Below are 25579 nucleotides of genomic sequence, written 5' to 3'. Positions count from 1 at the left end.
CACGAGACATAGCGTGCGTGACTCGGTCTCGTGCTGCAAAGTCGGTCTCGCGGCCCGCCGGCCGCTCACCAGGCCGCAGCGACCCCCGTCGCGGCATTCGCACGAGGTGGTCCCCTTGGCCGCATCCGCACGAGCGATGCGGCACATCGCGACACCTCCCGGGGTGAACTCGTGCCCCGGCGAACCTCCGCAGATCACCGATCAGACCGTGCGGCCGCCCTCGATCCGCACGACCCTGTCGACAGTTCCTGCAGGCGGCTCGACGTGCGAGATCAGCAGCACCGACTGCTCCCCCGCCGCGCCGAGCAGATCGCGCAGCAGGGCATCGGATGCCTCTGGGTCCACCCCCGCGGTCGGCTCATCCAGCACGAGAACAGGGAATCCGCGCAGCAGCGCCCTGGCGAGTGCGATGCGCTGCGCCTGACCGCCCGACACCAGTGCACCCCTGTCGCCGACGCGCGCATCCAGGCCGCCGCGCTCCTGCACCCAGGCGCCGAGGCCGACCCGATCGAGCACGGCGAGCAGCTCGTCGTCGGTCGCGGCATCGCGCGCGAACAGCAGATTCTGGCGGATGTCCTCGTCGAACAGCTGCGGGCTCTGCTCGCACAGACCGACGATGCGCCGAAGGGCAGGGCCGGAGAGCGCCGCAGCATCCGTCCCGCCGATCGTGTACTCGCCTTCTGAGCGGAGGAATCCGACCAGCACCGCCGCGAGCGAGCTCTTGCCTGCCCCGCTCGGCCCCGACACGAGCACGCGCTCACCGGCCGCGAGATCGAGCGACGCTCCGCGCAGCGCCGGCGCGCCACCCGGCCAGGATGCCGTGACGTCGTGCAGGCGCAGCGCCGTGCTTGTCGGGGCCGCGTCCGTCCCGGCATCCGATCGCAGTTCCATCGGCACCGACGAGGGCAGCACGTCGACGATGCGCTGGGCGCTCGCCCGCACGCTGCGCCATGACGACGCCGCGATCGGCACGGCGCCGAACACCTCGAAGACCACCATCGGCACGAGCACGACGACCGCGAGCCAGGGTCCGTCGATCGCGCCGGTCGTCAGACCAGGGGCGGCGACGGCGATCGCCCACACCGACGCCACCCCGGCGAGCACCGACACGACGCCAGCGGCGACCGCCTGCGCCAGAGACGCGCGGGTGACAGCGCGCCGAAGCGCGCCGTCCGCGCGCTCGACGCGCATGCGAGCCTCAGGCTCGGCGCCGTAGGCGAGCAGCACGTCGAGGCTGCCGAAGTAGTCCACGACGGATGCCGAGAGCTCGGCGCGCAGCGATGACAGCTGCTGCTCCGCTCGCGCCCCGAACACCCATCCGAGTCCGATCGCGACCAGCGCCGCCGCAGCGAGGCACGCTGCAAGCGTGAGGGCGGCCGACGGCGACACGAACGCGACGAAGACCACCGCGCCGACGGCGACGACGCCCGTCACGGCGAGCGGCTGCACCACGCGCAGCGGCAGGTTCTGCAGGTTCTCGACATCGTCGACGAGCGCCGAGAGCACCTGTCCGCGATCGGTCTTCCCGAGGCCCGCGGGTGAGAGCGGGATGAGCCGGCGCACCATGTCGGAGCGCGTCGCGGCCAGCTGGCGCAGCGCCGCATCATGACCCGAGAGGCGCTCCAGATACCGGAACACCGCACGCGAGACAGCGAAGAAGCGCACGCCGACCACTGCGACCGACAGCGGCACCAGCGAGTCGACGATCGAGGCGCTGACGATCAGCCAGCCGCTGACCGCGAGCAGGCTCACCGCGGCCGCAGCCGAGAGCACGCCCCAGCTCAGCCCGGGCAGGAAGCGGCGTACGGGCGGCTGCGCGAGGCCGAGGATGTCGCGGAGGTTCGTCATACCCGCACCTCCAGCCGTGACCTTGCCGGCACCGTCACGATCTGATCCGCGATGCTACGAGCCGTGTGGCGGTGGGAGACGAGCAGCACCGTAGCTCCGGCATCCGCTCGGTCACGCAGCGCTGCCCAGAGCCGGGCCTCGGTGTCGGCATCCAGCGCACTCGAGGGCTCATCCAGCGCGAGCACCCGCGCTGGGTCGATTCCGTGCCGGTACAGGGCCCGCGCGACGGCGACGCGCTGCGCCTGCCCGCCGGACAGCCCGCTCCCCTGCACTCCGAGTTCCTGGGTCGGGTCGAGATCGGCCGCGCACGCGGCGTCGAGGGCATGGCGGATGCCGTCGGCATCCGGGTCCGCGTCGCCCAGCGCCACGTTCGAGGCGATCGTGCCCTGCATCAGCCCAGGCGCCTGCCCGGCCCATGCGAGCCAGTCAGAGGGGGCGAGGGTGCGGACGTCGTCGCCCGCGAACAGCGCGGTGCCGTCGAAATCCGCCGCGCCGCGCAGGGCTGCGAACAGGCTGGACTTCCCGGAGCCGCTCGGGCCTTCGACGAGGGTGACCGTGCCGGGGTGCGCCTCGAAAGAGACGGGTGGGAGGTCGCGGACACGGAGGCCGACGACATGCAGAGTAGCGGGTTCGACCTGGGTGGCTGACCCGGTTGGGGCGGCGGCTTCGGCCTGGATGGCCGCTTCGGCCTGGGCTGCGGCTTCGGCCTGGATGGCGGCTTCGGCCTGGATGGCGGCTTCGACTCGCTGCGCTCGCTCAACCCCTTTCGTCTCCGGGGCTGCGCTCCTCCGCTCAACGCCCCGCCGTGTGGAGTCCATCTCTACGCGGGTCGTTGAGCGAGCGAAGCGAGACGAAACGGGTTGAGCGAGCCGAAGGCGAGCCGAAACCTCATTGTCATGAGCAGCATCCAGCACCTCGAACACGTCCTCGGTCGCCGCCACACCCTCGGAAGCGGCGTGGAACTGCACCCCGACCTGCCGGATCGGCAGGAACGCCTCGGGCGCGAGCAGCAGCACGAACAGCCCGATCTCGAGCGGCATCTCCCCCGCGAGCAGCCGGAATCCCACCGTGACGGCGACGAGGGCCACGGCGAGGGAGGCGAGCAGCTCCATCGCGAAGCCGGAGAGGAACGAGAACCGCAGCACCTTCATCGTCTCGCGCCGGTACTGATCCGCTGTCGTCTCGATCTGCGCCGCGGCCCGTCGGTCGCGGCCGAACAGACGCAGGGTCGCGAGCCCCTGCACTGTGTCGGCGAAGCGCGCGGCGAGATGCTGCAGCGTCTGCCACTGCTTGCGCTGGACGGTGCGGGTGGCGATGCCGATGAGGACGAGGAACAGCGGGATCAGCGGCAGCGTGATCGTCGCGATCAGCCCGCTCGGCCAATCCCGCCACCACATCACAAGCACGATCACCGGCGTCGCGATGACGGTCAGCACGAGTTGCGGCAGATAACGCGAGAAGTAGGTGTCCAGCGCTTCCAGCCCATGCCCTGCCGTGACGGCGAGAGACGCCTGGTTGCGCTGTGCCAGCCACCCCGGTCCGAGCCGGCGCACGGCGCTGATCAACGCCGACCGCAGCTGCATGCCGGTACGGGCAGCGGCGGCCGTACCGGCGGCGTCGGATGCCGCGATCAGCGCGCCGCGCAGCAGCGCGAGTCCGAGCAGCCAGACCAGCGACCCCACGACAGAACGACCGGCCAGGGCGCCGGTGACGGCATCCGTCAGGAACCACGCGAACGCGATGACGACTGCCGTCTGCAGCACGCCGATCACCGCGGCGAGGACGAAGAAGCCCCGCGCGGCGCCGGCGTACCGCAGCAGCCTCGGATCGACGGGTTTCACGCGTGCGCCGCCTCCCCTTCAGACGCAGCCCCCTCGATCGATGCGCGAGTGACGCGCTTGCGGAACACCCAGTATGTCCAGCCCTGGTACAGCAGCACCAGGGGCAGGGCGACCAGAGCCGTCCAGCTCATGATCGTGAGCGTGTACTGGCTGCTCGACGCGTTCGCGATCGTGAGGCTGTATGCGGGGTCGATCGTCGACGGCATCACGTTCGGGAACAGCGCCGCGAACAGCATCACGACGGCGAACAGCGTGGTGGCCGCACCGAATCCGAACGCCCAGCCCTCGCGGCCGCGCAGGTTCGACACGATCGACAGCACCAGCGACACCGCGGCGAGCGCGGCCAGCACCAGCACCGCAAGCGAGAAGTGCGCGGTCACCGTCCACACCAGGAACACCGCCGCGACGACGAGCGTCACGATACCTGCGCGGAAGGCGAGTCGCCTGGCATCCGTACGCAGCTGACCGTCGGTCTTGAGAGCTATGAACGTGACACCGTGCGTGAAGAACAGCAGCAGCGTCACGAGGCCGCCGAGCAGGGCGTACGGGTTCAGCAGGTCGAACACCGTCCCGATGTACACACGCCGCTCGTCGAGAGCGACGCCCTGCACGATGTTCGCGAACGCGACGCCCCAGAGGAACGCCGGGACGGCCGAGCCGATCATGATCATGCGGTCGAAGCCCTGCTTCCACTTCAGCCCGTCGCGCTGGTGGCGGTACTCGAACGAGACGCCGCGCATGATGAGGGTGAGCAGGATGAGCAGCAGCGGCAGGTAGAAGCCGCTGAACAGCGAGGCGTACCATTCGGGGAACGAGGCGAACAGGCAGGCGCCGGCGACGATCAGCCAGGTCTCGTTGAGGTCCCAGACCGGGCCGATGGTGTTGATGATCTGCCGGCGCGTCACGTCGTCGGCGCGTTTTCCGAAACCGCCGAGGAACGGCAGCGACATGCCGACGCCGAAGTCGAAGCCGTCGAGCACGAAGTAGCCGACGAAGAGGAAGGCGATGATGCCGAACCAGAGTGTGGCGAGATCCATTTCGCGTCCTTTCGATCAGTACACGGCCGACGGCGCGGGTGCCGCCTCGTCATGGGTCTCGGTGGTGTCCGGCCCCTTCTGGGCCGCGCGGATGATCAGGCGCACCTCGACGACAGCGAGCGTGGCGTAGATCGCTGTGAACGCGATCAGTGAGATCAGCACCTCGAGCCCCGACGTGCCTGGCGAGACGCCGTCGCGCGTGCTCATCAACCCGAACACGATCCAGGGCTGGCGTCCCATCTCGGTGAAGACCCAGCCGACGATGTTCGCGAGCAGGGCGAGCGGGTACGACCAGATCGCAAGCTTCCACATCCACTTCGCCGGAGGCTTCTTGGCGCCCTTGCGCGTGACCCACAGGCCGACCAGCGCGATGAACGCGTGCAGCATGCCGAGACCGATCATCCAGCGGAACGCCCAGTACGTGATCCACAGCACAGGGGTGAAGTTGTCGATGCCGAGGTCTGCATACTGCACGGCGTACTGGGCGTTGAGGTCGTTGATGCCGTCGATGCAGGCGTCGAGCGTCTGCGTCGACAACAGCGACAGCAGGTAGGGCACGCGGATCGAGAACAGCTCCGAGCTGCCGTCAGGCGTGCCGAGCGTGAACAGGCTGAACGAGGCGTCGGCCCCGCAGACCGTGTCGAAGGTGGCCTCGGCCGCTGCCATCTTCATGGGCTGCGCGTCGTACATCGCGAGCCCGAGTTGGTCGCCGGTGAGCGCGACGCCTGCGGTGGCCACGAGCATGCCCCACAGACCGAACTTCAGCGAGATGCGCATCGTGTCGGTGTGCTGACCGCGCATGAGGTGCCACGCCGACACCGAGATGATGACACCGGCGGCGAACATGAACGCGCCGAAGATCGTGTGCGGGAACGCCGCGAGGGCGACCGGGTTCGTCAGCAGCGCCCAGATGTCGACGAGCTCGGCGCGGTTCGTCACCGGGTTGTACTCATAGCCGACCGGGTTCTGCATGAACGAGTTGGCTGCGATGATGAAGTACGCCGACAGGACGCTGCCGATCGAGACGCACCAGATGGTGGCCAGGTGCAGCTTCTGCGGCAGCTTGTCCCAGCCGAAGATCCACAGACCGATGAACGTGGCCTCGAAGAAGAAGGCCAGCAGTCCTTCGAACGCGAGCGGGGCGCCGAAGACGTCGCCGACGAAGCGCGAGTAGTCAGACCAGTTCATGCCGAACTGGAACTCCTGCACGATCCCCGTGACGACGCCCATCGCGAAGTTGATCAGGAAGATCTTCCCGAAGAACCGCGTCAGGTGCAGATAGTGGATCTTGCCGCTGCGCACCCACGCAGTCTGGAAGATCGCGGCCGAGACGGCCATACCGATCGTGAGGGGCACGAACAGGTAGTGGTAGATCGTCGTCAGACCGAACTGCCATCGGGATAGAACCAGTGGATCAAGCCACTCCATGGGAGGACTCCTTCTCTCGAAGGTGCACCGCATGCACCCGGGAGTGGGCCGGAAGCGGCCCGCAGATGAGACGTCGTTGGCGTTGATTCCAGTATCCCGCGCACCCGTTCCGCATGTGGGCGGAATGGGCCTCTGGGCGATAGGGATGTCGTATGCCGTCGATAGCGGCGAGGTATCGATACGTGGCGAACGTCGGTGTCGGATGCCGCGGCTAGCCTGTAGACATGGCAACCCGTCGTCCCGCCCCTGCAGCTTTCGTGTGCACCGAGTGCGGGTGGACCACGTCGAAGTGGGTCGGTCGCTGCGGCGAGTGCCAGCAATGGGGCACCGTGCAGGAACAGGCGGCGAAGACCGGCATCCTTCGTCAGATGACGCCGCTCGCGCCTGGAGCGGATCGCGCTGCGCGCCCCATCACCCAGATCAGCACGGTCGACACGCCTCGTCGTTCGAGCGGCGTCGGAGAGTTCGACCGCGTTCTCGGCGGCGGCATCGTTCCTGGAGCGGCGATCCTGCTCAGCGGAGAACCAGGCGTCGGCAAGTCCACTTTGCTGCTCGAGGTCGCGGCCCAGGCTGCGCGCGGCGGTCGGCGCGTGCTGTACGCGAGCGCAGAGGAGTCCCAGGCGCAGGTGCGGCTGCGCGCCGAACGCACCGGTGCGCTGCACGACGAGCTGTATCTCGCGAGCGAGACCGACCTCGCCACGATCCTCGGCCACATCGACGAGGTGAAGCCGCAGCTCGTGATCATCGACTCGGTGCAGACCGTGTCATCGTCCCTGTCCGACGGAGCGGCCGGCCAGCCCAGTCAGGTGCGCGAGGTCGCGGCGACGCTCATCCGGGTGGCGAAGGAGCGGAGCCTTCCGATCATCATCGTCGGCCACGTCACGAAAGACGGGCAGGTCGCCGGCCCGCGCATCCTCGAGCACCTCGTCGACGTCGTCTGCCACTTCGAGGGAGATCGTCAGACCGCGCTGCGGTTCATCCGCGCGCTCAAGAACCGGTTCGGCCCCACCGATGAGGTGGGGTGCTTCGAGATGACCGGCGACGGGATCGCAGAGGTGCCAGACCCGAGCGGGCTGTTCCTCGGCCACGGTTCGACCGAACCCGGCACGTGCGTCGCGATCTCGATGGAGGGCCGGCGCGCCCTGCCCGTCGAGGTGCAGGCGCTCACGGTCGAGTCCACCGCACCGAATCCCCGTCGCGTGGTGTCAGGACTGGATTCGGCGCGTGTGGCGATGGTGCTGGCGATCCTCGAGAAGCGCGGTCGCATCCCCACCGGAAAGCTCGACGTCTACGTGTCCACGGTCGGCGGCGTGCGGTTCACCGAACCTGCAGCAGACCTGGCCATCGCGATCGCAGTGGCGGGGGCGATCCAGCAGTTCTCCGTGCCGCGCACGGTCGCCGCGGTCGGTGAGCTCAGCCTCGCCGGCGAGGTGCGCGCAGTGACCCAGGCCGCGCAGCGGCGCTCCGAGGCGAAGAGGCTCGGATACGACCAGGTGTTCGATGAGCGGTCGAAATCACTGGATGCTGCGCTGAACGACGTGAAGTCGCGCAGTCGGTCGTCGCATCCTGCGAAGCGGCAGCGCGAGGTCGACGCTCCGCCGTTCTGACGCGCGGCCTCGTCTCTCCTTCGGCTACCTTTCGGCTACACCGGCGGGTCGTTGAGCGAGCGGAGCGAGACGAAACGCGTTGAGCGAGCGCCAGCGAGTCGAAACGTAACGAGCGATGGGAGCGCGCCGAAACGCGTTGAGCGAGCGCAGCGAGTCGAAACGTAACGAGCGATGCCCCTCGTCAGGCGTCGAGTGCGGCCAGCAGTTCGTGCGGCGATGCCTGCATCGGATGCGGCCCCGCGATGTCGAGGAACACCGTCGTGATCGTGTCGCTGTGCGTGGTCAAGAATCCGTGCAGCCACTGCGGCGAGTAGATGCCCACGCCAGGAGGCAGGTTCGCCGGCTTGTTCTTGGCATCGCTGAACAGTAGGAGCGCGACGTCTCCGGTGGCCGCATCGCGGTAGGTCCAGACCTCGCCGCCGTCGAGCGGGTTGTCGCGGTCCCCCGACCTCAGCAACGGCACGACCGTGATCCCGTTTCGCAGCGCAAGCGCCACGGCTGCCATGTCCTGCTTCTCGAGCGCCTGCGCGAGCGCTTCGGAGCGGAACTCCTCCGGTGCCGGCTTCCTGCCCGCACTCTTCGACTTCTTCGCTGCCATGCATCCAGCCTAGAGACTGAACACGGCGGGCAGAGTCGGATGGGGTGGAAACGATTGGGGCCCTTTCGAGTAGTCCAGTGGGGACTGGAGTATTCGAAAGGGCCCTCGAACTCTCGAACGGTGAAATGTCGAAGCGCTGGGGACGCTGTAACCGACGCCACTGGGGATGGCTTGCACCGAAGATCTCGAGAGTTGCTCCAATGGTATCCCAAAGTCACGCGCTCTGTGTGCACGCGTTCTGCGAAATGCGATCAGTGCCGTCGCATCCGATATCGACGAGCGCGCTCAGTAGAGCAGGATCTGCCGCGTCGCGACAGCCTCGAAGCCGCCGATAGACACCGCCACGTGGTACGAGGCTCCTCCGCCGGGAGCACGGGGACGATTCTCCTGATCGCACGTCGCGACGTCGGAGCGCGTGCGGTCCCACTGCACCGGCGTGGCGCTCGTCACGGTCTGCCCCGCGGCGAGCGTGACGACCATGCTGCTGGGGTCCTGCTGGCAATCCGTGGAACGCCACCACGTGTCACTGCCGCTCGACACCGTGAACACCTGGGTCGTAGATCCGACATCGATCGTGCAGTCCGAGTCGCCCTTGTTCGTCAGCGAGATGGAGAGCTGAGGGAGCACGCCCGAGGGATAGGTCTCGGCATCCGTCACTGCCTCGACGGTGACATCGCGCGCCTGGCACGGCACAGCGGTCGCCGGCTCTTCGGCGGTGGGCTCCGGCGACGGGGTGTCCGTCGCCGGGGTGTCCGTCGGCGTCGAGCCCGGGGTGGACGTGGATGTGGGTGCAGGCTCGGCCCCGGCATCCGTCCACGGCTGTGCGATGGCGAGCCAGACGCCGGCGGCTATCGCGAGGATCAGCAGGATCAGGCCACCGAAGATGGCGAATCGCCGCCGCCGGTACACGGCCGCTGTTCTCGGGCGCCCGGCCATCACAGGTTCTTCAGCATGCGCGTGTTGCCGAGCGTGTTCGGCTTCACGTGGGCGAGATCGAGGAACTCTGCGACACCCTCGTCCGGGCTGCGCAGCAGCTGGGAGTAGACGTCGGGGTCTACGACCTGTTCGCCGATCTGCGAGAACCCGCGACGGGTGAAGAAGTCGACTTCGAAAGTGAGGCAGAACAGTCGCTGCAGTCCCAGCGCGACCGCGCGCTCCTCGAGCCCCTCGACCAGTGCACGACCGACGCCGTGGTGCAGCCAGTCCTCGCGCACGATCAGGGTGCGCACCTCGCCGAGGTCCTCCCACATGACGTGCAGCGCACCGCATCCGATGAGTTCACCGTCGCGCTCGGCGACGACGAACTCCTGCACAGCGCCATAGAGCACGGCGAGGTCCTTGCCGAGGAGGATGCGTCGATCGACCAGCGGCTCCAGCAGTCGATGGATGCCGAGGATGTCGGCACTGCGCGCCGGCCGGACGGTGTACTCGCTCACCTCTCCACCCTAAACTCGCTAAGCCTCTTGGTCGGTATTCGCGCGCTGGGTGCCCGCCGACCTCGATCCGCCGGAAAACACAGACGAACACGGCCCGCCTCGGCGTGTGCGGGGACGGCTCGCCGCGGACACGCCAGGTCGTCTGGGTTTTCCCGCCACCCTGACCCCCGTGCACAGATACGAAGAAGGGCGGATGCCGAAGCATCCGCCCTTCTGTCCTCAGGCTCGCTGAGCCTGTCGAAGCATCACTCGCCCGAGGCGGCCGCCAGGTCGGGGCTCGAGGTGATCGCGCCGCCGGTGTTGATGCCGACCGAGACCTTCTCACCACGAGGGCCGGTCTCGAACTGGAACTTGCCGTCCGCAGCGTCCACCTTCACGTGGTCGCCGGAGTTCAGCTCACCGTGCAGGATCTTCTCCGACAGCTGGTCCTCAATCTCACGCTGCATCGCACGACGCAGCGGGCGAGCACCGAGTGCCGGGTCGAAGCCGATCTCGATGAGGCGCTCCTTGGCCGACTGCGACAGCTCCACTGTCATATCGCGGTCGAGCAGGCGGTCGCTGAGGCGCTTGACGAACAGATCGACGATCTGCACGAGCTCGGGCTTGGACAGCTGCGGGAAGACGATGACGTCGTCGACACGGTTGAGGAACTCGGGCTTGAAGTGCCGCTTGAGCTCTTCGTCGACCTTGCCCTTCATCCGCTCGTAGCTCGTCTGCGCGTTGCCCTCGATCTGGAAGCCCACCGGGCCGCCGGCGATCGCGGACGATCCGAGGTTAGTCGTCATGATGATGACCGTGTTCTTGAAGTCCACCACGCGACCCTGGCCGTCGGTGAGCCGGCCCTCTTCGAGGATCTGCAGCAGCGAGTTGAAGATGTCGGGGTGCGCCTTCTCGATCTCGTCGAACAGCACGACACTGAACGGCTTGCGGCGCACCTTCTCGGTGAGCTGGCCGCCCTCTTCGAAGCCGACGAACCCAGGAGGGGCACCGAACAGCCGCGAGACGGTGTGCTTCTCGCCGAACTCGCTCATGTCGAGCGAGATCAGTGCGCCCTCGTCATCGAACAGGAACTCGGCGAGCGCCTTGGCGAGCTCGGTCTTTCCGACACCGGTCGGGCCGGCGAAGATGAACGAGCCGGAGGGGCGCTTGGGGTCCTTGAGGCCTGCGCGCTGGCGACGGATCGTGCGGGAGAGCGCCGCGATGGCCTCTTCCTGCCCGACGACGCGCTGGTGCAGCGCCTTCTCCATGAAGACGAGTCGACTGGACTCTTCTTCCGTCAGCTTGAACACCGGGATGCCGGTGGCCTGTGCGAGCACCTCGGCGATCAGACCCTCGTCGACCACTGCTGCGGTCGCGACGTCGCCGGAGCGCCACTGCTTCTCGAGGCGCAGGCGCTCGGCGAGGAGACTCTTCTCCTCGTCGCGCAGCGATGCGGCCTTCTCGAAGTCCTGCTCCTCGGATGCCGCTTCCTTCTGCTCGCGAACGGCGGCGATCTTGTCGTCGAATTCGCGCAGCTCGGGCGGGCTGGACAGGATGCTCAGACGAAGGCGGGCGCCGGCCTCGTCGATCAGGTCGATGGCCTTGTCCGGCAGGAAGCGGTCGGCGACGTAGCGGTCGGCGAGGTTGGATGCTGCGACGATCGCGCCGTCGGTGATCTGCACCTTGTGGTGCGCTTCGTAGCGGTCGCGCAGCCCCTTGAGGATGTTGATCGTGTGGGGCAGGCTCGGCTCGGCGACCTGGATCGACTGGAAGCGGCGCTCGAGCGCAGCATCCTTCTCGAAGTGCTTGCGGTACTCGTCGAGCGTGGTGGCGCCGATCGTCTGCAGCTCGCCACGGGCGAGGAGCGGCTTCAGGATGCTGGCCGCGTCGATCGCGCCCTCGGCAGCACCCGCACCCACGAGGGTGTGGATCTCGTCGATGAAGACGATGATGTCGCCGCGTGTGCGGATCTCCTTGGTGACCTTCTTCAGGCGTTCTTCGAAGTCACCGCGGTAGCGGGATCCGGCGATGAGCGAGCCGAGATCGAGCGAGTAGAGCTGCTTGTCCTTCAGAGTCTCTGGGACGTCGCCCTTGACGATCGCCTGGGCGAGACCTTCGACGACGGCGGTCTTTCCGACGCCCGGCTCACCGATCAGCACGGGGTTGTTCTTGGAGCGGCGGGAGAGGATCTGCATGACCCGCTCGATCTCCTTCTCGCGCCCGATCACCGGGTCGAGCTTGTTGTCGCGGGCAGCCTGAGTGAGGTTGCGGCCGAACTGGTCGAGCACGGCAGATCCGCCCTGGGCGGCCTGCTGGCTGTCGTTCGTGGTCGCGCCGACAGCTGCGGGCTCGCGGCCCGGAGCGCCGGAGAGCAGCTGGATGACCTGCTGGCGCACCTTGTTGAGGTCTGCGCCGAGCTTGACGAGCACCTGAGCGGCGACGCCTTCGCCCTCGCGGATGAGGCCGAGCAGGATGTGCTCGGTGCCGATGTAGTTGTGGCCGAGCTGCAGCGCTTCGCGCAGGCTCAGCTCGAGCACCTTCTTGGCGCGCGGCGTGAACGGGATGTGGCCGGTCGGCTGCTGCTGACCCTGGCCGATGATGTCCTGCACCTGCTCGCGCACGGCGTCGAGGGAGATGCCGAGGCTCTCGAGGGCCTTGGCTGCGACGCCTTCGCCCTCGTGGATGAGGCCGAGCAGGATGTGCTCGGTGCCGATGTAGTTGTGGTTGAGCATCTTCGCCTCTTCTTGGGCGAGGACGACGACACGACGGGCACGGTCGGTGAATCTCTCGAACATTGTCAACTCCTTGGTTCGCACGGGGCGAATGCACTGACGCCAGACGGCTCTTCAGCGCCTGTACATCGAGAGTAACGAGCGATCGGGCCTGGTAAGCCCGTGTTCGCCGTCGGCATAGCGCGGTGAGAGCGACTGTCGCTGATCCGGCAGCAGGCGTTTCGGCGGTCGATGGTTCCCGTTCTGGCGACTGCCGCGTTCGCACTCCTGGCGACCGCGTTCGAAGTCGGTCGGCGCCGTATCAGCACTCGTGTTCGGAACGTCGGTGTTCTCATCCGATCCGGCGGTCGTGCGCGGATTCGTCGTCGGAAACGCCGAGGTGCCCGCGTTCGCCCAGAAAACCGACCCTATCGTCGATGCTGGATACGAGACGGTCTGGCTCACTGTCTTCGGGCTGCCCGTCGGCACACCTTGGCTGATGTATGCAGAGATCGCACTACCCGCGTTGGCGGTGATCGCGATCTGCACCGCCGTGTTCTGGTTGTCACTGCTGCTGCATGGCGACGGTTCGTTCGTTCCCTCACGCACGTGGCGGGGTCAGCCGCACTCGTCGTGATGGTGTCAGGAGTCGGCGCCCAGATTTTCGCAAGTGCAGCACGGACCTCAGTCGTTGAGTACCTGGGCGCCCAACTGGTCACGGCCGGTGGCAACGAAGCTGATCCTTCGTACGAAGGCGTCTCGTTGTGGATCCTCAACCTCGATCTCGCGCCGGTGGGATGGGCGCTAGGCCTGGCACTGGTGGCGGCAGCCTTCGAGTTAGGTCAGCGACTGCAGAAGGACACGGAGGGCCTTGTGTGACTCCCGCAGCTTCGTGCGATCCGATACTCCACGCTGCGCGCGATCTGCGATGCGCTCGACTGCGAGGTGGGCGAGTTGCTCGTGCTGACGTAGCGACGATCCGCCTTCGAATCGAACGGCTCATCGCGCTATCCTCGCCGCATGGCCCCTTCATTCGACGATCCCGAGTTCCGAGCACTGCTGGCCAAGGCGGGCGTGGCCCATCGACCGGGAATGGCGGCCGATCTGCTTCAAGAGATCACCCCGCTGCTGAAGGCCGACGGAGTCGATCTCGATGATCTCGACGGCGACGATATCGCGACCATCAACGCCGCGATGGAAAGAGCGATCGAGCGCTACAACCTGAGCCTGCTCACCCCTGTGGGCGCAGACCGCCGCCGGTCGCTCGGCGTCCTTCGCGCCTTCACCGCAGCGATCGCCGACGGCGACGATGCTCGTGCGCAAGCGATCATCGAACGCGTACCGCCCGAGGCGGACGGAACATCGCCATCCGTTTCGCAGGTGACCGGTGTCAGCCTCGGCCTGATCGACGATTGGTACGCCGACGGCGGCGCCCTTGCGGCGTTGCCGCGCGTACCCGTGCCCGCGTGGCACCGCAAGCAGTCCCGCGCCGCGGCATCCGATCTGCTCCCGCTCGCACGAAAGGGCCGGGCATTCGACGCCGTCGACGGGCTGATCCGCCGTCACCGCGGGCTGAGCACGCTGGAGGGTGGGGCGCTCGTCGTCGCAGCATCCCTGATCGCCGTCGCCGAAGCCGCGGGCGAACTGCTGGACGGAGTCGCCGAGCGGATGCTCGATGGCGCGCCTGCTCCGCAGACCGAGGACACCGGCGCCGCTCGCACCGCCGGATCCGCGTTCGTGAAGCCCGTCCCACCCGCCACGCCTGTGGATTTCAGGGACCGGCACCTGCTGCGGGAGTTCAGCCGCTGGCTCGAGGAGAGCCCGGAAGCCGCCAGCACGATGTCCGAACAGCTCTCGCAGTTCGAGGAGATCCTGACCGCCATGCGCGTGCTGGGACTCGATCTGAGCACCCCTGACGACTTCGATGAGATCGTGGACGTGCTCTTCGAAGCCTCCGAGGGAGAGGAAGGCCCCGACGGGGATGCCGCGGACGACATCCTCTTCGATCAGTTCGACGTACTGCACCTCTACGTGCACTTCCGCCTGGACGGCCACGATGCCGCGGCGTGGGCTGAGGCCCACACGACGATCGAGGATGCCCTCGACGAGCTCGGTCCAGTGGGTCCGAATCCCTTCGAAGAGGCGCTCAGTGCCGCACAGCGGATTCCCGTCGCCGATCGGATGGCCGCATATCTGGCACTGCCGATCGTCAACGCCGTCACCGACCTGCTGACCTGGATCGGGATGAGCCGGCCGGTCACGCCCGCCGGCTCAGTGCGACGAGCCGACATCGCGGACATCGCCCGCCTGATCGGCATCGACGCCGTGGGGGTTGCTCGCGTGGCCGATGACATCGCCGCCGACGGGCCGCGCCGCGTGCTGTCGATGGGTGAGCTGCCCGAACTGCGCGCGTGGTGGGGAGCTCTGCAGATTAGCGAGTTGATCGAGGTCACGGCGACGCGGGTGCGGCCCGGTGCGGCCGCCGAGCGGTGGCGGTCCGGGCAGGAGCCGCCGTTCGACGACGCCGAGAAGGTGATCGGAATGTTCCTGAACGAGATCGTCAACCCCGACGCGGCAGCCAGCAGATTCGAGCAGATCACCGCAGCGGATCTGCTGCACGAACTGGTCTTGGCGCTGTCGCCCGAGTTCGCGGAGGACTTCGTCGATGAGGACACGGATGGCTTCATGACCGCGGCAGTGCACGGGCGGATGCGGGGACTCGCGGCGCTCGGGATCGTCGTAGAGAACGCGGACGGCGAATCGTTCATCGTTCCCGAGCCGTTGCGCGGCATCGTCGCGCGCGGCCTGGTGACGTCGATGGTCGTGATGGATGCGCTGGACGACCTGGATGATTCGGATGACCTGGATGATTCGGATGACCTGGACGGAGAAGGCGGAGAGTGAGCGTCGTCGACGGCTCGCCAAGATTCTTCCGGCGGCCGAAGCGCGACGGTCATTCCGCCTGAGAGCATAGGAAGATGGCATCTCCCACCCCGCTCTCCCCGCTGCACGATTGGCTCGGCGCGCTCGACGAAGACGACATCCGCTCGCTGCTCGATCTCGCCGCGCGCGACGTCGCCGGTCTCGCCGACTGGCTCGAGACGCGTCGTGCTGCGGCCTCCGACGATCCCGGTGACCTGCTCGCGATCGTCAATCGCGATCTCGCACCGACTCGCCGGTTCTACGACTACTACCAGGCAAATCATTACGCCTCGAATGCGTACGACACTGTGCAGCTGCTCAGCGACCAGGCCGCGCAGGCGACGCCGGCGCTGATCCCGGTCATCGAGCGGGCGATCACGCTGACGACGCGGGCGATTCTGAAGTCTGACGATTCCTCCGGACTGCAGGGCGACCTGGTACGGACACTGCTCGACGCGCATGCCACGGCTGTGCGCTCAGCATCTCCTGCCTTGACGCAACCCGAGCAGACGCGCCTGGTGAAGTGGATCGTCAAGTACCGCTATGGCGGCACGCAGGACTTCTTCGATCCGGACATCGTCGCCTACGCGCCCGGGCTCAGCGCCACGAGCGTCGCGCAATACCGTAAGGCGATCGCCGGAATCGACCTCGGCGAGTCCGGCGGGTACCCCCTCCGGCGGTTGGCGGTGCTCGATCGCGACCGCGATGCGATCGTCGCCGCATCCGGGGGTGAGCCCACGAACGCGCTGGTCGCCAAGAGCCTCGTCGCCGATCTCGACGAGGCCGGGTTGCATGAGGATGCCGTCGCATATGCGCAGATGGGCGTGCGGCTCGACAGCCGAGGCTGGGACCGCACGCTCATCGATCTCCTGGTCGAGGATGCTGTCACCCGTAGCGCCGCGGATGAAGCCGTGACTCTGCGCCGCAGCTGGTTTGCGCGGTTCACGCAGTGGACGGCGTTCGATGCGCTGCGCGAGACCGCCTCGCACGCCGGCGTCTGGGAGGACGAGCGGCCGGATGCCGAGGAGAAGCTGTCGCTGAATGATCCGCGTGGGTTCGTGCGCTATCTGCTCGCTGAAGATCGGGGCGACCAGGCGTGGGATTTCGCCACGGCACGCATCGATCCGACCGAGGCCGCCGATGTATGGCTGAACCTGTGCAAGTACAGATCGGCGACCAGGCCAGCCGATACGCTGCCCGTGTATCGCGCCATCTTGCAGCAGACCCTGGTAGTGACGGACAAGCGCAACTACCGTTCGGCCGCCGAGATACTGAAGCGGATGCGGCATGTCGCGCAGTCGGCCGGTGCAGATCACGAGGCCGAGTTCACGGTGTTCCTGAGCCAGGTGGTCGAGCAGAATCGTCGTCGGCCGACGTGCATCGCGGCGTTCCGGAAGGCGAAGCTGATCTAGGCGAAGGAGCTGACTCAGTGGGATCGGCGCCATCTCCTCGGTAGTTTTCGGTGGTTGTCGGTAGTTCTCGGTGGTGTCGGTGGTGTCGGTGACTTCTCGGTATCGTCGTTGATCTCGCGGTGATCTCGCGGTGATCTCGCGGTGATCTCGGTAGTGTCCCGGGCTGCTTCCCGACAACGTACCGGCGGCTTCTCCGCCACCCCCGCGACTCTCCGACAGCATCCCGGCGGGTTCGCCGCAACGTGCTCACGCCGCCGCCGGGCGGAACCGTTTCGGTGGCGGGTCGGCGCCGAAACCCGGCCACGCTTGGGCGTACGTGTATGCAAGGACCAACCTCGGCTTGAGCACGAATTCTTCTCCACCCGGATGGTGCAACACGAAGTCGCCCTTGCCGTCTCGGGTGATCCACCATCCGCCGTTGTGCAGAGTCATGTGGTGATATCGGCACAGCAGAATGCCACGATCGATGTCAGTCCGCCCGTGATCCTTGGCCCATTCGTCGATGTGATGGGCTTCGCAGTAGGAGGCGGGTCGATCGCACCCTTGCCACCGGCATCCGCCGTCTCGAATCGCCAGCGAGATGCGCTGTTTGGGCGTGAACAGGCGCTGCTCACGGCCGACATCGAGCGGGTTCCCGCACGAATCGACGGTGACCGGCACGAATCCGCTCTCGCACATGCGCTGATCGCCGATCGAGGCCGGCATGGTGACCAAGCCGTCTTCAGTGTGCACGATCGGGGCGCGGCTTCCGTCGGCGGCGACGGCCTGCACGAGTCGCACTCCAGCCTGGCGCGTGCCGAAGACGCTTGCGGCGTCGGCGAGCACCCCGGCACGGAGCACGTCCATGATCAGGTCGAACGTCAGCTGATCGTTCGTGCGCTGGTCGTCGACGAGTTCAGCCGCTTTGGCCTTCTCCTCGGAGTCGACGAAGCGCGGTCCTCCACGGCGCGGACGCATCGCGGCATTGATGAACGCCTCGACGAATGCGCCGCTCTCCTCGTCGAACACAACGCTGCCGCGCTTGCGGCCCTCGGCGTCACGGTAGATGCGGAAAGAGCGCGCCTCGTACTGCGCCAGGAAGCGTGCTTCCGCTCCCTCGGGGTCAAGCTGATCGCGCAGCGCACGCGCGGCGCTGCGGAGTTCTTCCACCGTGCGCTGGCTCGCTTCGTCGATGAGGTGCTCTGCGGCGCAAGTCCATGCCTCACGCGCTTGCCTGGCGGCTGTCGGATCACCGGCAGCAGTCGCCGGCGGTTCGCCGAGCCCGCCGCGGATCGCGTCGAACTGTGACGCGGTGATCACCTGGGTACGCAGTGCGACGTGCAGCGGTTCATGCCACGGCGCGGCAGGCTTCGGGGATCGCGAGTCGGCCGAGCCGCCTCGTGGCTCTCCTGCGCCGGTCCCCCAATCGAAACCGTCGGCCTGAGAATCGCCCGCACCATTTTGATCTGCTCCAGGCGCGTCGCCCGCGCCGGTCGAACCATCAGTACCGCCACCGGCGGCTCCGTCGCGGTCGGAATCGCAATTGCCTGAGTCTTCTGCCCCAGCATCCCCAGCACCCTCCGACCCCGCTCCGTCGGCACCCCACTCGTCCTCTACTTCCGGCCCGTGCTCGAGCAGCGCGGCTCCCACGCGCACCTCGCGAGCGGCGTCACCCCTGGTGGAACCGGTGATGTGTCGTACGAGCTCGACCATGGAACGGTGTCCGCGTGATTGCGCAAGCCCGGAATGTCCGCGCTCTCGGGCGGACCGAGCAGCCCCGACGCCGATGGCGCTGAGCTTGATCTGCTCGAACAGCTTTGCGCCGTGCACCACTTCTTCGAGAATGGCGACGACCTCAGCATCCGTCATCCGGCCGATCGCGGCGAGCACATCATCGGCACACGAGTCGTCGGAGAGGTGCCCACGCAGGGTGGGGATCAGCTCCGCGATCTCGGTGAAATTTGCCATACTTCATACTCTCAGGGGCCACGGACATTGGAGGCAGACATCTGTTTTTGCGACGTATGATGATCTGTATGCGCACCACGCTCAACCTTTCCGACGCTCTCGCGCGCGAAGCGAAGTCGCGCGCAGCGACCGAAGGCCGCACGTTCACGAGCTTCCTCGAAGAGGCGCTTCGGGAGCACCTCGCGCGCGAAGCGCCAGATGCGTCCCCCATCCCCCTGCCCACTTATACGCCGAAGGCACCCGGGAGCCTCGTCGACCTCGATGACAAGGACGCAGTCTGGGACGCGTTGGACAAGAGCGCATGACGCTCTTCGTCCCCGACGTCAATGTGCTCGTCTATGCCTTCCGCACGGATGCGCCCGACCACGACGCATACGCCGGCTGGCTCAACGGCGCGTTGCGCACGGACCGCATCGGCGTCGCCGACACGATTCTCAGCGGCTTCATGCGCCTCGTGACGCACCCGCGGATATACGCGGAGCCGGCCCCCGCAGACGCAGCTCTGTCTTATGTGCGGCACTTGCTCAATTCTCCGAACACCGACTGGTTGCAGCAGGGCTCGTCTGCATGGGAGAAGTTCGACGTGCTGGCGTCCGACGATGCCGCTGTCCGCGGCAACCTCGTCGCCGACGCGCATATCGCTGCGCTCTGCCTCGCCAATCGCGCACGCCTGGCCACCAGGGATCGTGGCTTCGCGCGTTTCGATGGGTTGAAATGGTTCGATCCCGGCAAGGCGGATGCTGGACGCTGAGTGCGCGTCCTGTGACAAGACCCCGCGCGCGAACGTCAGGATATGCGGCGCTGTGCGATGAACGCTTCGAATGCCGGGATGAACTGGGCCTCGGTGATGATCGGGATGCCGTGCGCTCGCGCCGTCTTGGCCTTGCCCGACTGAGTCGCGGGATCCTCTGCGACGAGAGCGACGCAGTTCTTCGTGACACTTCCTGTGACGAACCCCGCATCCGCCAAAGCGCGCGCCCATTCTTCACGTGGCCTGCTCATCGTTCCGGTGAACACGACGCGGGCGCCGGGTGAAAGCGTGAAGTCCACTTCAGCCGCCGTCACGGACGCACTGCCACCAGCGCCACGAGCCTTCTGCGCAGCCACCCCGACCTGACTGGTCGGGCGAACGACATCGATGACAGGGGCAGCCGGAAGCTCCACCGGCGGCTGATCCAGAATCGTCGCGATCTGCGCGATCTCGCGGCGTTCTTGCTGGCTGATGACGCCGTCCGCGATCGCTTCCGAGTTCGACGCGGATGCGGGCACCGTCGAATCCAGCATCAGCTTCAACATCCTTCAGGTGATCGTCGTGGCCGCCGTCGTCGGCATCGCCGCCCTCAAGGCCGGCAAGAAGGCCGAGCCGTTCCTCGCCTTCACCGAGTCGCTGCTCAAGGTCATCCAACGCGTCGTGTGGTGGATCATCCGCATCGCTCCGCTCGGCACCTTCGGCCTCATCGGCTCGGCCGTGATCAAGTACGGCTGGGAGAAGCTCGCCTCGCTGGCGTGGTTCACCGCCGCCGTCTACATCGGCCTCGCCCTGGTGATCTTCGTCGTCTACCCGATCCTCGTCAGGGTCCACGGCCTCTCGATCAAGCAGTACTTCACGGGCGTGTGGCCCGCTGTGCAGCTCGGATTCGTCAGCCGCTCCTCGATCGGCACGCTTCCGCTCACCGAGCGCGTCACCGAGCGGAACCTCGGAGTTCCCGCCTCGTACGCGTCCTTCGCCGTCCCCTTCGGCTCGACCACGAAGATGGACGGCTGCGCGGCCATCTACCCCGCGATCTCCGCGATCTTCGTCGCACAGTTCTTCGGCATCGAACTGAACTTCATCCAGTACCTGCTGATCGTGCTCGTCTCGGTCCTGGGCTCGGCCGCCACCGCAGGCACCACCGGAGCGACCGTCATGCTCACGCTGACGCTGTCGACTCTCGGCCTGCCGCTCGAGGGCGTCGGCCTGCTGCTGGCGATCGACCCGATCATCGACATGGGACGCACGGCGGTCAACGTCGCCGGCCAGGCCCTGGTGCCGACGATCGTCGCCAAGCGCGAGGGCATCCTCGACGAGGAGCTCTACAACGCTCCGCGCGAAGGCCTGCCGTTCGCGGACGACTCTGACGAGGATGCCGCGGACGAGGATGCCGCGGACGAGGATGCCGCGGACGAGGACGCTGTGGAAGGCGAGCCCGCCACCACCCGCTGACCCGCCCTGCGAGACCGAGTTTTCGGCACGTGACTTCCGTTCCCACGGTATGTCTCGTGCCGCAAAATCGGTCTCGTCGTCCGGCGGACGGAAGCCAGGCTACGCCCGCCCCGGAAGCCGCATCGCCCCTCGCGTGTCCAGCGCCAACTCCTCGGCATCCATCGCGGTGATCAGCTCCCGCATGACCTCTTCGTCGATGTTCCCCGCATCGCGCTCCGCCAGGAGCACTTCGCGCCGCACCTGCAACCAGCCTCGTGACAGCGCCACCAGATCTTCGGTCGAGGGACGAGCAGCCGCCTCTTCCGCCTCCTGCGCCTGATCGGTGTCGGTCTCGACTCTGGTCATCCGATCCGCGAAGGCGTCGAACGTGCGCAGATCGATCTCGCCGTACTTCTGCTCCCACACCTTGCGCTGCTCGGCGAGGAACGCCTTGCCCGCCTCCTTGCTGCGCGCGCGCACTGAGGCGAGCGCGCGCACATCCGCCTCGTGATCGACGTCGCTCGCCACACCCAGGCGGCGGATCAGCAACGGCAGAGTGAGCCCCTGCAGCAGCAGGGTGCCGACTGTGACGATGAACGCCACGATGACGATCGCGTGCGACGGGCCGGTGGGAAGTGCGGCGATGTCCGCTGCGGCCAGCGCCGTCGCCAGGGTCACCACGCCGCGCATGCCAGCCCACGAGATGACGGCGTTGTCCTTCCAGTCCAGCGCTGGCTCGGTCAGCCTGACACGGATCTCGTCGGCCGTCTGCGATCTGCGTGGCGGTCTCGCCGCCCGATCCGGATGCCTGGCGGCGAACCGTTCTCGTCGCTCATCGTCGAGTCGCTCGCGGCGCGTCCACTCCCCCGACGCCACCGCTCGCTCCCACCGTTTCAGCCGTAGTCGCTGCATCCACACCGCGAACGCGTGCGCCGGATAGATATAGAGCGGACGCACCACCAGCACGACGAGCAGCACGGTGCCGGAGAGCCACAGGATGCGCACCACCGACTCATCGCCGAGATCCTCCAGCACGCGCCGGAACTGCAGCCCGATGTAGGCGAACACGAAACTCTCCAGCAGAAGATCCGCCGACAGCCACAGCGGCGCCTCCTGCTGCCTGGTCGTGTAGTCGGTGCGAGGAGCGTTGCATCCGACATACAGCCCCATCGCGACGACGGCCAGCACGCCCGATCCGCCGAGGTGCTCGGCGATCGCATACGCCCCGAACGGCACCAGCAGCCCGAACGTGCCGATAACGACGGGGTCGGCGACGCGCATGCGCAACTGGTGCAGCAGGACGCCGAACACGAGGCCTACGACGACGCCGATCACGACCGCGAGCACGAACTGCCAGATGCCGTCCCACACCGTGAGCGTCGCACCGGCGATGATCGCCGCGAACACCCGGTACAGCGTCAGCGAAGTGGCGTCGTTGATGAGGCTCTCCCCCGAGAGCACCGTCATGACGCGCCGCGGCAGCCCGAGCTTCCGACCGATGGCGGCAGCGGACACGGCATCCGGAGGCGCGACGATCGCGCCGAGCAACAGCGCCCCGGGAAGCGTGAGCGCAGGGAAGATGAGCCAGGCGACGAGGCCGGCAACGAGCGCGGTGAGCAGCACCAGCCAGATCCCGAGCCTGCGAATCTGCGGAAGGCTGCGCTTGAACCCGACGAACGACACATCCAGCGCCGCGGAGTACAACAGCGGAGGCAGCACGAGATTGAGCAGCACGTGCCCGTCGATCGTGATCTCCGGTATGAACGGCAGGAAGGATGCCGCGAGCGCGACGACCGTGACGAGTAGAGGTGCGGGCCAGCCGCGCCAACGAGCGATCGCCGCCACTATGACTGCACCGACAAGCACATAGAAGATCTCGGCGTCCATGTGCTGAATGTTAGCGATGCTGACAATGGGCCAAGACGGAATGCCGGCGCGATGGCCGAGGTTGCACTCCACGATGACTTCTGCAGCCCCCGCCCTCTCCGTCCTCGACCTCGTCCCGGTTCGCACCGGCCAGACCAGCGCGGAGGCGATCGCCGCTTCCCTCTCTCTCGCCGAGATCGCCGACCGTCTCGGCTACCGTCGATACTGGTTCGCCGAGCACCACAACATGCCGGCAGTGGCATCCACCACTCCCCCCGTGCTGATCGCCGCCGCAGCATCGCGCACCGAGCGGATGCGGCTGGGTTCCGGAGGTGTCATGCTCCCGAACCACGCGCCGCTGATCGTCGCCGAGCAGTTCGCCGCCCTCGAGGCCATCGCGCCCGGTCGCATCGATCTCGGCCTCGGTCGTGCCCCCGGCAGCGACCCGGTGATCACCCAGCTGCTGCGCACGACGGGCACCACCAGCGACGTCGAGCAGTTCCCGCGCTACGTGCAGGACATCTCCCTTCTGCTCTCGGGCGAGGGCGCGACCGTGCGGTTCACCTCCGGCGGCGAGTACACCGTGCATTCGACACCGGCGGCGACCGGCGCGCCCGTCGTCTGGCTGCTGGGCTCGAGCGATTACTCGGCCCAGCTCGCAGCATCCCAGGGCCTTCCGTATGTCTTCGCGAACCACTTCTCCGGCCAGGGTCTCGAGCGTGCGCTCGATCTCTACCGCACCGGCTACCAGCCCAGCGAGGCGCACCCCGAGCCACGCACCTTCCTCACCGTCAACGCCGTCGCATCACCGACGGCCGAAGAAGCCGAGGCACGTGCCCTGCCGCAGCTGCGCATGATGTCGCGCCTGCGCCTGAACAAGCCCCTCACCGCACTCGAGACGGTCGAAGAGGCGATCGCCGCAGGCATCGCCGAGGCGGATGCCACCACAGAGCAGATCGTGCAGGCGGCCCGAGAGCGATGGTTCGTCGGCACCGGAGAATCGGTCGCAGCCGAGGTGCGCGCGTTCGGCGAGAAGTACGGCGTCGACGAAGTCATGCTCTCGCCGGTGGCGGGCGCGTACGAAGCCGAGGCGATGGATTCCGCCGCCGGTCGCGCACAGACCCTCGAGCTGATCGCCGCGGCGCTGTAGTCGCGGCTCGGCCGGGGCCTGGCCTTATTCTCGGCCCGGGGGTACCGTCGGCAGTGTCGGCGATGCCGGCCATGTCGGAAGGGAGTTCGATGATGAGCACCACTGCGTCTGTGAACAGCAAGACCCGAGGACTCTGGGTCGCATACGGAACGAACGGGGTTGTCGGTAGCATCCGCCATTCGGATGACGGGTACGTCGTCGTCATGAGCGGGGCGGATGCCGAGACCGGCACCTACCCGTCACTCGAAGTCGCGAAGGGTGCGCTGTACTCGCACATGATCCCGGGCAGCGGTTGGCCGCGCTACCAGGAGCACTGAACGCGCTCACCCTTGCGGGTCGTTGAGCGAGCGCAGCGAGACGAACCGCGTTGAGCGAGCGCAGCGAGACGAACCGCGTTGAGCGAGCGCAGCGAGACGAACCGCGTTGAGCGAGCGCAGCGAGACGAACCGCGTTGAGCGAGCGCAGCGAGACGAACCGCGTTGAGCGAGCGCAGCGAGACGAACCGGCGACCGCCCCTCACTCCTCACCCGCGGGTCGTTGAGCGAGCGCAGCGAGACGAAACGCGTTGAGCGAGCGCAGCGAGTCGAAGCGGCGACCGCCCCTCACTCCTCCGGAGCACCGGAGAGCAGGTCGCGCAGCCAGTCGCGCGCCTCGACGAACACGTCGTCGGCGTAGCGGTCGGGATAGTGCACGATCTGCCGATCGGCACGAGGGTACGACCCGAGGAACACGACGCGCGGGCTGAAGCGGCGGATGCCGAGCAGGGCATCCGCCATCCGCTCGTCGTGCACGTGACCGTCGGCGTCGAGCACGAACCGGTATCGACCGAGCTCGTCACCGATCGGGCGCGACTCGATCAGCGACAGGTTGATGCCGCGGGTCGAGAACTGCTCGAGCATCTCGAGCAGGGAGCCAGGGCGGTCATTGGGCAGCTCGACGATCAGAGACGTCTTGTCGGCACCGGTGGGCATCGGCGGCGTGGCCGTGCGAGTGACGAGCACGAAGCGCGTGACGGCGGAGGTGTTGTCGCCGATCTCCGAGGCGAGCACGTCGACGTCGTAGTGCTCGGCGATCCCTGGAGGGGCGATCGCCGCCTGGGCCGGCAGCGTGCCGTCGAGCACGCCGATCGCGGATGCCACGTTGCTGGCGGCGGGGACGTGGGAGTGCCGCGGCAGGTGCTCGCCGAGCCATCCGTGACACTGCGCGTAGGCCACCGGATGCGCGGCGATCGAGGTCACATCTTCGAGCTTCGTGCCCGGCGCTGCGACGAGCACGAAGTTCACCTTCACCAGGTATTCGCCGACGATGCGAAGCCCCGGCAGCGTCGCGAGGGCATCCTGAGTGGTGGAGACGCCGCCCTCGATGGAGTTCTCGATCGCGATCATCGCCGCATAGCTGCGCCCCTCGAGCACGTCGGCGAGCGCCTCGCCGACGTTGAGCACGGGCCGTCGCTCCTGACCCCACGCCTCCGCCACCTGGTCGAGTGCTGCTTCCGTGAAGGTTCCCGCTGGTCCGAGGTAGCTGTAGGTGCGCCGTTCAGTCACGCGTTTCACCCTAGCCCTTCCATCGGCTGTGAGAACCGGGTGGCGATGATGCGCGCAGAGCGAGATCGGGG

21 protein-coding genes and 1 pseudogene are annotated in these 25579 nt (G+C 67.3%); 10 read left to right on the top strand and 12 right to left on the bottom strand.

The window, feature by feature from the left end; genetic code table 11:
• Window positions 1-201: 201 nt before the first annotated feature.
• The 4 genes from cydC to JF52_RS0109555 are packed head-to-tail and all read right to left on the bottom strand — an operon-like array spanning window position 202 to window position 6154.
• Window positions 202-1848, bottom strand: a complete 1647-nt coding sequence (gene cydC / locus JF52_RS0109570) for a thiol reductant ABC exporter subunit CydC (RefSeq protein ID WP_033105951.1) — start codon at window positions 1846-1848, stop codon at window positions 202-204.
• Complete coding sequence (locus JF52_RS17800; RefSeq protein ID WP_033105950.1) at window positions 1845-3689, bottom strand: ABC transporter ATP-binding protein/permease; 1845 nt, start codon at window positions 3687-3689, stop codon at window positions 1845-1847. The genes cydC and JF52_RS17800 overlap by 4 nt, the downstream gene beginning before the upstream one ends.
• Complete coding sequence (gene cydB, locus JF52_RS0109560) at window positions 3686-4726, bottom strand: cytochrome d ubiquinol oxidase subunit II (RefSeq protein WP_033105949.1); 1041 nt, start codon at window positions 4724-4726, stop codon at window positions 3686-3688. The genes JF52_RS17800 and cydB overlap by 4 nt, the downstream gene beginning before the upstream one ends.
• 15 nt (window positions 4727-4741) lie before the next feature.
• Complete coding sequence (locus JF52_RS0109555; protein WP_033105948.1) at window positions 4742-6154, bottom strand: cytochrome ubiquinol oxidase subunit I; 1413 nt, start codon at window positions 6152-6154, stop codon at window positions 4742-4744.
• A 224-nt stretch (window positions 6155-6378) separates the two neighbouring features.
• On the opposite strand from JF52_RS0109555, the gene radA reads away from it, so the two are divergent.
• Complete coding sequence (gene radA, locus JF52_RS0109550) at window positions 6379-7761, top strand: DNA repair protein RadA (protein WP_033105947.1); 1383 nt, start codon at window positions 6379-6381, stop codon at window positions 7759-7761.
• A 181-nt stretch (window positions 7762-7942) separates the two neighbouring features.
• On the opposite strand, the gene JF52_RS0109545 is transcribed toward radA, so the two are convergent.
• The 4 genes from JF52_RS0109545 to JF52_RS0109530 all read right to left on the bottom strand — a co-directional run bounded on the left by JF52_RS0109545 (window position 7943) and on the right by JF52_RS0109530 (window position 12569).
• A complete protein-coding gene (locus JF52_RS0109545; protein WP_033105946.1) occupies window positions 7943-8359 on the bottom strand; it encodes a hypothetical protein in 417 nt (138 codons plus the stop codon).
• 285 nt (window positions 8360-8644) lie between these two features.
• On the bottom strand, window positions 8645-9295 hold the full coding sequence (locus JF52_RS0109540) for a hypothetical protein (protein WP_052166866.1): 651 nt from the start codon (window positions 9293-9295) through the stop codon (window positions 8645-8647).
• Window positions 9295-9795 (bottom strand): amino-acid N-acetyltransferase, encoded by a 501-nt coding sequence (locus tag JF52_RS0109535; RefSeq protein WP_033105945.1) that lies wholly within the window; start codon window positions 9793-9795, stop codon window positions 9295-9297. Before JF52_RS0109535 ends, JF52_RS0109540 begins: the two co-directional genes overlap by 1 nt.
• Before the next feature lie 245 nt (window positions 9796-10040).
• Window positions 10041-12569, bottom strand: a complete 2529-nt coding sequence (locus JF52_RS0109530; RefSeq protein ID WP_033105944.1) for an ATP-dependent Clp protease ATP-binding subunit — start codon at window positions 12567-12569, stop codon at window positions 10041-10043.
• A gap of 262 nt (window positions 12570-12831) precedes the next feature.
• Between JF52_RS0109530 and JF52_RS0109525 the strand changes: the two genes are divergently transcribed.
• The 4 genes from JF52_RS0109525 to JF52_RS0109510 all read left to right on the top strand — a co-directional run bounded on the left by JF52_RS0109525 (window position 12832) and on the right by JF52_RS0109510 (window position 16819).
• Window positions 12832-13122 (top strand): hypothetical protein, encoded by a 291-nt coding sequence (locus JF52_RS0109525; RefSeq protein ID WP_152594851.1) that lies wholly within the window; start codon window positions 12832-12834, stop codon window positions 13120-13122.
• Between the two features lie 260 nt (window positions 13123-13382).
• Entirely contained in the window at window positions 13383-13457 is a 75-nt protein-coding gene (locus JF52_RS16935; RefSeq protein ID WP_084595794.1) for a helix-turn-helix domain-containing protein, read from the top strand.
• A 48-nt stretch (window positions 13458-13505) separates the two neighbouring features.
• The gene (locus JF52_RS0109515) at window positions 13506-15389 is read left to right on the top strand and encodes a hypothetical protein (RefSeq protein ID WP_033105941.1); all 1884 of its coding nucleotides are present in this window, start codon (window positions 13506-13508) and stop codon (window positions 15387-15389) included.
• Between the two features lie 74 nt (window positions 15390-15463).
• Window positions 15464-16819, top strand: coding sequence for a hypothetical protein (locus JF52_RS0109510; protein WP_033105940.1), 1356 nt, complete (start codon window positions 15464-15466; stop codon window positions 16817-16819).
• A gap of 246 nt (window positions 16820-17065) precedes the next feature.
• On the opposite strand, the gene JF52_RS0109505 is transcribed toward JF52_RS0109510, so the two are convergent.
• Window positions 17066-18766 (bottom strand): HNH endonuclease signature motif containing protein, encoded by a 1701-nt coding sequence (locus JF52_RS0109505; RefSeq protein ID WP_033105939.1) that lies wholly within the window; start codon window positions 18764-18766, stop codon window positions 17066-17068.
• A 68-nt stretch (window positions 18767-18834) separates the two neighbouring features.
• Here JF52_RS0109505 and JF52_RS0109500 point away from each other — a divergent pair, with 68 nt between their 5' ends.
• A complete protein-coding gene (locus JF52_RS0109500; RefSeq protein WP_033105938.1) occupies window positions 18835-19071 on the top strand; it encodes a DUF2191 domain-containing protein in 237 nt (78 codons plus the stop codon).
• Window positions 19068-19517 carry a TA system VapC family ribonuclease toxin gene (locus tag JF52_RS0109495; protein WP_033105937.1) on the top strand — a complete coding sequence of 150 codons (450 nt, stop codon included), beginning with the start codon at window positions 19068-19070 and terminating at the stop codon, window positions 19515-19517. The genes JF52_RS0109500 and JF52_RS0109495 overlap by 4 nt, the downstream gene beginning before the upstream one ends.
• Before the next feature lie 35 nt (window positions 19518-19552).
• On the opposite strand, the gene JF52_RS17935 is transcribed toward JF52_RS0109495, so the two are convergent.
• Complete coding sequence (locus JF52_RS17935) at window positions 19553-20050, bottom strand: BRCT domain-containing protein (RefSeq protein ID WP_152594850.1); 498 nt, start codon at window positions 20048-20050, stop codon at window positions 19553-19555.
• On the opposite strand from JF52_RS17935, the pseudogene JF52_RS0109485 reads away from it, so the two are divergent.
• Window positions 20025-20969, top strand: a pseudogene (locus JF52_RS0109485) (dicarboxylate/amino acid:cation symporter); the annotation flags it as partial. The gene JF52_RS17935 and the pseudogene JF52_RS0109485 overlap by 26 nt on opposite strands.
• A 99-nt stretch (window positions 20970-21068) precedes the next feature.
• Here the strand turns inward: JF52_RS0109485 and JF52_RS0109480 are convergent.
• The gene (locus tag JF52_RS0109480) at window positions 21069-22835 is read right to left on the bottom strand and encodes a cation:proton antiporter (RefSeq protein ID WP_033105935.1); all 1767 of its coding nucleotides are present in this window, start codon (window positions 22833-22835) and stop codon (window positions 21069-21071) included.
• Between the two features lie 73 nt (window positions 22836-22908).
• Here JF52_RS0109480 and JF52_RS0109475 point away from each other — a divergent pair, with 73 nt between their 5' ends.
• Both JF52_RS0109475 and JF52_RS0109470 read left to right on the top strand, forming a co-directional pair.
• Complete coding sequence (locus JF52_RS0109475) at window positions 22909-23964, top strand: LLM class flavin-dependent oxidoreductase (RefSeq protein ID WP_033105934.1); 1056 nt, start codon at window positions 22909-22911, stop codon at window positions 23962-23964.
• A gap of 89 nt (window positions 23965-24053) precedes the next feature.
• On the top strand, window positions 24054-24281 hold the full coding sequence (locus JF52_RS0109470) for a methyltransferase (RefSeq protein WP_235272352.1): 228 nt from the start codon (window positions 24054-24056) through the stop codon (window positions 24279-24281).
• 285 nt (window positions 24282-24566) lie between these two features.
• On the opposite strand, the gene pheA is transcribed toward JF52_RS0109470, so the two are convergent.
• A complete protein-coding gene (gene pheA, locus JF52_RS0109465) occupies window positions 24567-25517 on the bottom strand; it encodes a prephenate dehydratase (protein ID WP_033105933.1) in 951 nt (316 codons plus the stop codon).
• Window positions 25518-25579: the final 62 nt, after the last annotated feature.

The sequence above is a fragment of the Microbacterium profundi genome, from assembly GCF_000763375.1.
Taxonomy (GTDB): Bacteria; Actinomycetota; Actinomycetes; order Actinomycetales; family Microbacteriaceae; genus Microbacterium; species Microbacterium profundi.
The sequence above is the reverse complement of the archived record's forward strand: the minus strand, read 5'-3'. Positions and strand labels throughout refer to the sequence as shown.